The following is a 7,681-nucleotide window of genomic DNA, read 5'->3' on the forward strand; positions in this document are numbered from 1 at the left end:
ACGGCCGTGCACGGTTCACCCGGTCCGGGTACGGGCCGGTCGTGCGCCGCTGTTCGGGAGGAAACGACGGATCACTCGCGGGCACCCGCTCAGCCGGCGATGGTCCGTTCCGAGCTCCAGTAGGGGCGGCGCATCGCGCGCTTGTCGAGCTTGCCCATCGCGTTGCGCAGGAGCTCGGGAACGAACTCGTACGACTTCGGGCACTTGTAGGCGGCGAGGCGCTCGCGGCAGAACCGGTCCAGCTCCTCGGCCGGCGGCTCGTCGCCCGCCGCCACCACCAGCGCCCGCAACGACTCCCCGAAGTCCCCGTCGGGCACGCCGATCACCGCGACCTCGGCGACCGCCGGGTGCTGCCGCAAGACCGCCTCGCTCTCGGCCGGGTACAGGTTCACCCCGCCCGAGACGACGACGTCCGCGGCCCGGTCGGTGATGAAGATGTAGCCGTTCGCGTCGACGTAGCCGATGTCACCGAGCGTGAAGACGCCCGGGGAGAGATAGGCGGCCTTGGTCTTGTCCGGGTCCGCGTGGTAGCGGACACCCTGGTCCTCGGGCGCCCGGAAGGCCAGCAGTCCGCGTTCGCCGGGCGGAAGCCACCGGCCGTCGTCATCGGTGACCAGGACCTCGAACGGGGGCCGGACACGCCCGACCGAGCCCGGGTGGGCCAGCCACTCGGAGCTGCTGATGCGGGCCACGGTCCCGGCTTCGCTGGCGCCGTACGACTCGGTCAGCACCGGACCGAGCCAGTCGATCATGGCGCGTTTCACGTCCGGCGGACACGCGGAGCCGGTGTGGGAGACCTGCCGCAGGCTCGAGACGTCGTACCGGGCGCGGACCTCTTCCGGGAGGGCGAGCAGCCGTTGGAAGTGGGTGGGCACCATCACCGTCGAGGAGACCCGCCACTTCTGCACCCTGCTGAGGAACGTCTCCGCGCCGTATCCGCCGAGGACGACCACCGGCTGACCGGCCGCCAGATGCCGCAGCGAGGTCAGCGGCGCGTTGTGCTGCAGCGGGCCGCACACCAGGTGCGGTCCCGGTGGGAAACCGGGCCGGGCGGACATCGCTGCGAGGTAGGCGGAGCTGTCGGCGACCGGGCCGCTCACCCAGCGCACCTCGGTGCCGCGCGCCCGCCCGGTGGTACCCGAGGTGTAGACGAGCGGAGGCCGGGCGGGCCGGTCCGCCGGGAGGGTGCGTGCGGCGGGGGCGGCGGCCAGCCACAGGTCCCAGTCGAAGGCGTGCCCGGCCGCCGGGGTTCCGTGCGTCACGACCGGCAGACCCAGTTCCCGGGCCGCGTCGAGGGCGGCACCCGCCCCGGCGGGTCCGGCGACGATCCCCGTCACGCCCGCGTCGATGATCTGGTCGACGAGCTCGCCCGAGGTGAGGCTCCGGGACGCGGCCACGGTTCCCACCCCGGCCCGCAGGCCTGCCAGATGGGCCACCAGCGTCGGGATCGCGTTGTCGCCGAGGACGGCTATCCGGTCGCCGGGGCCGGGCGCGAGCTCCAGCAGCCGGGCCGCCGCCCGCGCCACCTGGTCGGCGAGGCCCGCCCAGGACAGCACATCCAGGTCGTCCGCAAGGGCGGGTTCGTGGGGTGTCTCCTGGGCCCGACGGTCGAGTGGCAGCAGCGACATGGCTCCTCCGGCGGCTCCTCGGGCCTCTCCCGATGTCGAGGGAAGAGGGGATGCTTGGACTGTAGCGTTCATCAAGAAAGTGCGGAACAGTCTGACCCCAGACAGAGGCATTTCCGCCTGTTTCAGCGGTGAGGGAGACATGCACCCCACTTCCCGTTACTGAATGTGTCGTCTGGTAAGTGGTCGAGGAGGACGGGTGGCGGGCCACGGGTGTTCACGACTCCTCGGATCCTCGGCGACCTGGCAAAGGTGCTCGGCAGCCAGTTCCCGGCCCACCCGCCGATCGAGCCGTACGAGGTGAGGGTGACCCGGCCCGACCCCCCACTGGTCGCCGGGATACGGCCGTTCACGGTCACCGACGAGCCGTACGTGTGCGAGCTGGGGTCGATCCGGGGCCGTGGGCGACACCGGAGTTCGTGACCGTGCTCCGACGCTGCGTGGACCGGGCGGTGTGCGGGCGGAGCCCGGCAGAGGAGCGGGCCGGGGCCTGAGCGAGGAGCTCGGGCGCCGGCCCTGCGGGGTTCGCGGCTCAGGCGTGCGGCAGCACCACCGCGCGGCCGTTGATGTCGCCGGCGTGCAGACGCTCGTACGCCTCGGGCGCCTGGTCCAGCGTGAAGGTCTCGACGTGGGAGGACACGAGACCCTGCCGCGCGAGTTCCAGCACCTCCATGAGCTCGGTCCGGCTGCCCCAGTAGGGGAAGGAGGCCGACACCTCGAACGGCAGCCCGCCCCCGAAGCCGACGGCCAGCGTGCCCCCGCCGAGGCCGACGACGGTGACATCGCCCTCCACCGCCACCGACGCGGCGGCCACCGCCAGGGTCGCCTCGGCTCCGACGAAGTCCAGGACGACCTCCGCTCCCGTACCGCCGGTGAATTCCCGGATCCGTGCGGCCGCCTCGCCGTCGGACAGGAGCGCCTCGTGGGCACCGACCTCGGACGCCAGCTTCAGCTTCTCCTCGCCCACGTCGAGGGCGACCACCCGGGCCGGGGTCAGCGCGCGCACCAGCTGCACGGCGAGATGCCCCAGACCACCGACGCCGATCACCACCGCCGTGCTGCCGGGCAGCAGTTTCGGCAGCGACCTGCGGATCGCGTGGTACGGGGTCAGCCCGGCGTCGGTGAGGGGCGCCGCCTGCACGGGGTCGACTCCGTTCAGCGGCACCAGGTGGCGGGGCGAGTCCACCAGCATGTACTCCGCCAGGGCCCCGGGCCGGCCGAGCCCGGGCGGCACGATGCCGAGGCCGGCGGCGTGCGGACAGCAGTTCTCCTTGCCCTCGGCGCACTGGTGGCAGCGCCCGCAGCCCCACGGGCCGTACACCGCCACCGCCTCGCCCTCCGTCACGGCGGTGACACCGGCGCCGACCGCCGCCACCGTCCCCACACCCTCGTGACCGAGGGTCATCGGCAGGGCGTAGGGGAACTGCTCCTCGGGCCAGCCCATCACGGCCAGATCGGAGTGGCACAGACCCGCCGCCGTCACCTTCAACAGCACCTGCCCCGGGCCCGGTTCGGGCACCGGGACCTCCACGACCTCGGGGGCGTGGCCCACCCGCCGGTACTGAAGAGCCTTCATCGTCGTATCCCCTTTTCGGTGGTTGAAGCCGACCGGGTCCCGGTCCGGCGGCGCAGTACGGCGGGCAGGGCGATCCGGCCGCCCGTGAGGACCAGCGCCACGATGAGGACCGAGCCGGTGAACAGGCTCGTGGCCCACTGCGCGCTGGTGGCGAGCCCGAGCCCCGTGACGCCCGTGCCGAGCAGGAGGACCGCGAGGACCGTGCCCCAGGCGTTGAAGCGGCCCGCGCGCAACTGGGTCGCCCCGACGAAGGCCGCCGCGTACGCCGACAGCAGATACGGCGTGCCCGCGGTCGGCGATCCGGATCCGACCGAGGACGCGAAGACGACGCCGGCGAAACCGGAGAGCAGGGCCGAGGCCACCAGGGTCAGAAAGCGCAGCCGGTCGGTGCGCACCCCTTGCAGGCGTGCCGCGTCGGCGTTGAAGCCGGTCGCGTACAACCGGCGTCCGGTGGCGGTGTGTTCCAGCAGGAACCAGATGGCCACCGCGGCGAGGAGCAGGTACAGCACCGGCAGGGTGATGCCGCCCGCGTCCAGCTGGGCGATGTTCGCGAACGGCTTGGCGAGCAGCTGGACGCCGGTGATGGAGCTGTCGTTGGTGACCATGGTGATCACGGACTGGATCAGCGCGCCGGTGGCCAGGGTGGCGATGAACGAGTCGACCCGCAGCACCACCACCACGATGCCGTTGACGACTCCGATCAGCAGCGCCGCGGTCATCGCCAGGGCGATGGCCGTGCCGGGGCCGAGTCCGGCGGAGACCAGGAAGTGGGCGGTCAGCACGCTGGTGAGCGACATGGTGAAGGCGATCGAGAGGTCGAAGACCCGTGCGGCCAGCGGCGGTACGACGCTGAGTGCCACCAGGCCCGCCACGGCGTTGCCGTTCAGCACCTGCTTGACCGTGATGGCGGTCGGGAACGTGTCCGGCGCCCATACGGAGAAGAGCACGACGATGACCAGCCACACGTACACGGCGCCGATGTTGCGGAACGACAGGGCCGCCGCCGCCCGTCGGACGGGTGTCCTCGCTACGGACACCGCGGATCTCTCCGGTGCGGACGGCGGGAGGTCCGCCGCCCGGGTCGGGATGGACGTCATGTCAGCCGGTTCCTTCCAGGGCTCATGTCACTCGGTTCCTTCCATGGCGTGCACGAGCGCGGACTCGGTGATGTCCCGGCCGCTGATCTCCCGTGCGATCCGGCCGTCCCGCACCACCAGGACGCGGGTGCACAGCGCGAGCAGGTCCTGGGTGTCGGAGGAGGACACGATGACGCCCATCCCCTCGTCGGCCTGACGCCCTATCAGGTCGTACAGCTGCAGGCGGGTGGCGATGTCCACGCCCGCCGTGGGTTCGCACAGGGTCAGCACCGGCGGGCGCTGGGCCAGACAGCGGGCCATGACGACCTTCTGCTGGTTGCCGCCGCTCAGCGTGGTGATCCGTGCGCCGGCCGGATGGCGGCCGGCCGTACGCACGCCGACCCGCCGGATCCAGTCCTCCGCCAGGGCGGACTCGCGGCGTCGGCGCAGCCGCCCGGAACCGGCGCGCAGCCGTTCGAGGAGCGGCAGGGTGAGGTTCTCGCCGACCGAGAAGTCTCCGATCACGCCCTCGCCCGCCCGGTCGGCCGGGACCAGGGGAAGGCCCAGACCGTCGGCGTCGCGCGCCTCGGTCCACCGTTCGGAGCGTTCCGGCAGCCGCAGCCTGCCGCTCACCCGCCCGGCATGGGCCCCGCACACCGCGTACGGCACGATCTCGTGGCCGGAGCCGACCAGGCCGGTGACGCCGAGGCGCTCGCCCCTGGCCAGGTCGAAGCCGACTCCCCGCAGCGGCCCGGCCCACAGGTCGCGGACCTGCAGCACGGGCTCGCCACGGCCGGAGGGGGGCGCAGGACGGTGTTCGCTCTCCATCTCCTCGCCCGCCATCAGTTCCGCCAGCGAACGCGGAGTGAGGTCGGCGACCGGGCACGTGGCGATCCGGCGTCCGCCGCGGATCACGGTGACCCGGTCGGCGAGCGCGAAGATCTCGTCCATGCGGTGCGAGACGTACAGCACGCCGGCACCGGCGTCGCGGACCTCCCGCACGATGTCGAACAGGCGGGCCACCTCGCCGGGCGGCAGCACGGCGGTGGGCTCGTCGAGCACCAGGACACCGCGACGGCCCTCCCAGCCCTGCAGAGCGGCGGCGATCGCCACCACCGTGCGCTGGACGGGGGTCGCCGTCGCCAGGGGCCGGCGTACGTCGATGCCGAGGCCGAAGCGTTCGACGAGGGCCCTCGTCCGCCGTTCCATCTCCGGCCAGCGGATGTTGCCGAAGGCCGTGCAGGCGAAGCCGTGACTGAGGGCGAGGTTGTCGATGGCGCTCAGCTCGCCCACCAGCCCCAGCTCCTGGTGGACGAAGCGGAGCCGGTCGTGGCGGGAGGCCGTGACATGGCCGAGGTCGAAGGGCTCCCCGTCGAGTTCGGCCACCGCGCCCGGCTCCGCGTGGTGGTAGCCGGCGAGGATCTTGATGAGGGTGGACTTGCCGGACCCGTTGGGCCCGATCAGGGCGTGGATCTCGCCGGGCGCCACCTCGAGATCGACGTCCGTCAGGGCCTGGGTGCCGCCGAATCTCTTCGACAGGGCGGCCACCCGCAGCACCGGCCCGGTCAACTCAGTCCCCACAGCGCCTTGAACTGCTCCTCGTAGTTCTCGACGAGCGGGAAGTCGCCCAGAGTCTTCGGGAGGTTGTCCTTGGTGATCAGCATGTTGGGCAGCACGGCCTTCTGGTCCACGGCCATCGACTGGCCGGTGAAGTGCCGGGCCAGCGCGTCGACCTGGAGCCACGCGGCCTCGTGCGAGTTCAGTGCCATCGCGGCGTCGCTGAGGCCGCTCTGGATGTACTGGTAGTTCTGCCCGTCACCGACGTTCACGATGATGTGCCTGCCGGTGATGCCGGCGGTCTTCAAGGCGGCCGGGACGCCCACGTTGAGCAGGCCCAGCGAGAAGACGATGTGGGTCACCTTCGGGTGCGAGCGGAGATACGACACCACCCGGTCCGGCATGTCCTTGCCGATGGAGGTGATCGGCACGTCGACCGTGTCCAGTCCGCAACCCACGCACCACTCCTTGTACTTGGCCGCGAAGGTGTCCTTGACGGGCTTGAGGATGGTGTAGGCGGGCAGGTCGAAGTAGACGGTGTCGGCCTGGGCGTTGCTGTCGTCCACCACCCACGCGGCGAGCATCTCGCCCTGCCCGGCGACGTCGGTGGGACCGTTCTTGAGCAGGGAGATGCCGTCGCCCACCACGTCGTCGGCGTTCGACTGGACGACCGGGATGCCCGCCGCCTTCAGCTGTGCCAGCTGCTTGGCGTACACCGCGCGCGGGAATCCGGAGGAGACCACGGCGTCCGGCTTGTCGCGCAGCGCCTGTTCGTAGGCGGCCTGGACGGACTCCGGCGTGCCCTGGGTGGCGATCTGCTGGACCTGCCAGCCGAGCTCGTTGGCGGCCGCGGTGAAGAAGTTGGCCAGGTCCTGGCAGGACTGCACGCCGCACAGAATGAAGTCGATCTTCTTGTCCGAGGGGATCTTCTTGCCCACCGGTTCGGTGACCGGGATCTTGGCCGGGTGTTCGGAGTACTTCTCCACGATCTTGCGGGCGGCGATCAGGCCGGGGGAGTCCGAGGCCGCCGCTTTGGCGGCACCGGCGGCCGGAGCGGTGCCGGTGCCGCACGCCGCCAGGACCAGTACAGAGGTGGCGGGGACGATCGCGGTGAGGGCGCGGCGGACCGCGCGACGGGGTCTGGAACTCATCTTTGAGCACTCCCGTGGTGTGTCGCCTTCGCTGCCGCGACCCGCGTCGCTCCCACGTCCGCGGCGGTCGGATCCGGTCAGGCGAATCGATTCCGTGTTTCCCGGGGCGGGACCGCCCCAGGGCTGGGCCCGGCACGGCCGAAGGCCGTCCCGGAATGGAGAAACTTATGAGGTACTACAGCCTCAAGTGGGTCGGAGTGTGACACGCCCCAGCGGGCTTGGGGAGAGGGTCGCCGCAACAAATTTCCGGTTCGCGACTAATTCCGTGGGTGTCCTCGGATGGTGCGGGGCTGGTGCGCTGCCGCGAGTGTTGCTCCTGACCGTAACCGATAACTACACTCGCTCTAAAGTTTCTGTCGGAGGAGAGAAGATGGACGAAACGTCGGAGCTGGGCACGGCGCGGTGCCCCGGGCCCACCGTCCAGGACTACCTCGACCAGGACAGTCGCCCCGTTCCCCCCGCCCTGAGGTACGAGCGCAACGACTACATCGGCAGCGAGGACGTCGACACCGCCCGCTTCACCTCCCGCGAGTGGGCCGAACGCGAGATGCGGCAGGTATGGCGGCGCGTCTGGCAGTTCGCCTGTCTGGAGAGCGAGATCCCCGAGGTCGGCGACCACGTGGTCTACGAGATCGGTGACGACTCACTGATCATCGTGCGCACGGCGCCGGACGAGATCCGCGCCTTCGTCAACGC

Annotated in this window: 6 protein-coding genes and 1 pseudogene; 2 read left to right on the plus strand and 5 right to left on the minus strand. The window is 71.3% G+C overall.

What is annotated here, in order from left to right; translation table 11 throughout:
* Positions 1-89 precede the first annotated feature (89 nt).
* Positions 90-1,628 carry an AMP-binding protein gene (locus ACIBVL_RS41170; protein WP_399106033.1) on the minus strand — a complete coding sequence of 513 codons (1,539 nt, stop codon included), beginning with the start codon at positions 1,626-1,628 and terminating at the stop codon, positions 90-92.
* A 210-nt stretch (positions 1,629-1,838) separates the two neighbouring features.
* On the opposite strand from ACIBVL_RS41170, the gene ACIBVL_RS41175 reads away from it, so the two are divergent.
* Positions 1,839-2,048: a hypothetical protein gene (locus ACIBVL_RS41175; protein ID WP_399106035.1), complete on the plus strand. Its 210-nt coding sequence runs from the start codon at positions 1,839-1,841 to the stop codon at positions 2,046-2,048.
* A 109-nt stretch (positions 2,049-2,157) separates the two neighbouring features.
* Here the strand turns inward: ACIBVL_RS41175 and ACIBVL_RS41180 are convergent, their stop codons facing one another.
* Genes ACIBVL_RS41180 through ACIBVL_RS41195 form a run of 4 tightly spaced genes read right to left on the minus strand, consistent with a single transcriptional unit; the run spans position 2,158 to position 6,985 of the window.
* Positions 2,158-3,201: an NAD(P)-dependent alcohol dehydrogenase gene (locus tag ACIBVL_RS41180; protein WP_399106037.1), complete on the minus strand. Its 1,044-nt coding sequence runs from the start codon at positions 3,199-3,201 to the stop codon at positions 2,158-2,160.
* Complete coding sequence (locus ACIBVL_RS41185; protein ID WP_399106038.1) at positions 3,198-4,298, minus strand: ABC transporter permease; 1,101 nt, start codon at positions 4,296-4,298, stop codon at positions 3,198-3,200. The genes ACIBVL_RS41180 and ACIBVL_RS41185 overlap by 4 nt, the downstream gene beginning before the upstream one ends.
* Before the next feature lie 27 nt (positions 4,299-4,325).
* Positions 4,326-5,858 (minus strand): sugar ABC transporter ATP-binding protein, encoded by a 1,533-nt coding sequence (locus tag ACIBVL_RS41190; RefSeq protein WP_399106040.1) that lies wholly within the window; start codon positions 5,856-5,858, stop codon positions 4,326-4,328.
* Complete coding sequence (locus ACIBVL_RS41195; RefSeq protein WP_399106042.1) at positions 5,843-6,985, minus strand: substrate-binding domain-containing protein; 1,143 nt, start codon at positions 6,983-6,985, stop codon at positions 5,843-5,845. The genes ACIBVL_RS41190 and ACIBVL_RS41195 overlap by 16 nt, the downstream gene beginning before the upstream one ends.
* A 370-nt stretch (positions 6,986-7,355) precedes the next feature.
* On the opposite strand from ACIBVL_RS41195, the pseudogene ACIBVL_RS41200 reads away from it, so the two are divergent.
* A pseudogene (locus tag ACIBVL_RS41200) lies at positions 7,356-7,681 on the plus strand (aromatic ring-hydroxylating dioxygenase subunit alpha); the annotation flags it as partial.

Source organism: Streptomyces sp. NPDC049687, assembly GCF_044465285.1.
Taxonomy (GTDB): domain Bacteria; phylum Actinomycetota; class Actinomycetes; order Streptomycetales; family Streptomycetaceae; genus Streptomyces.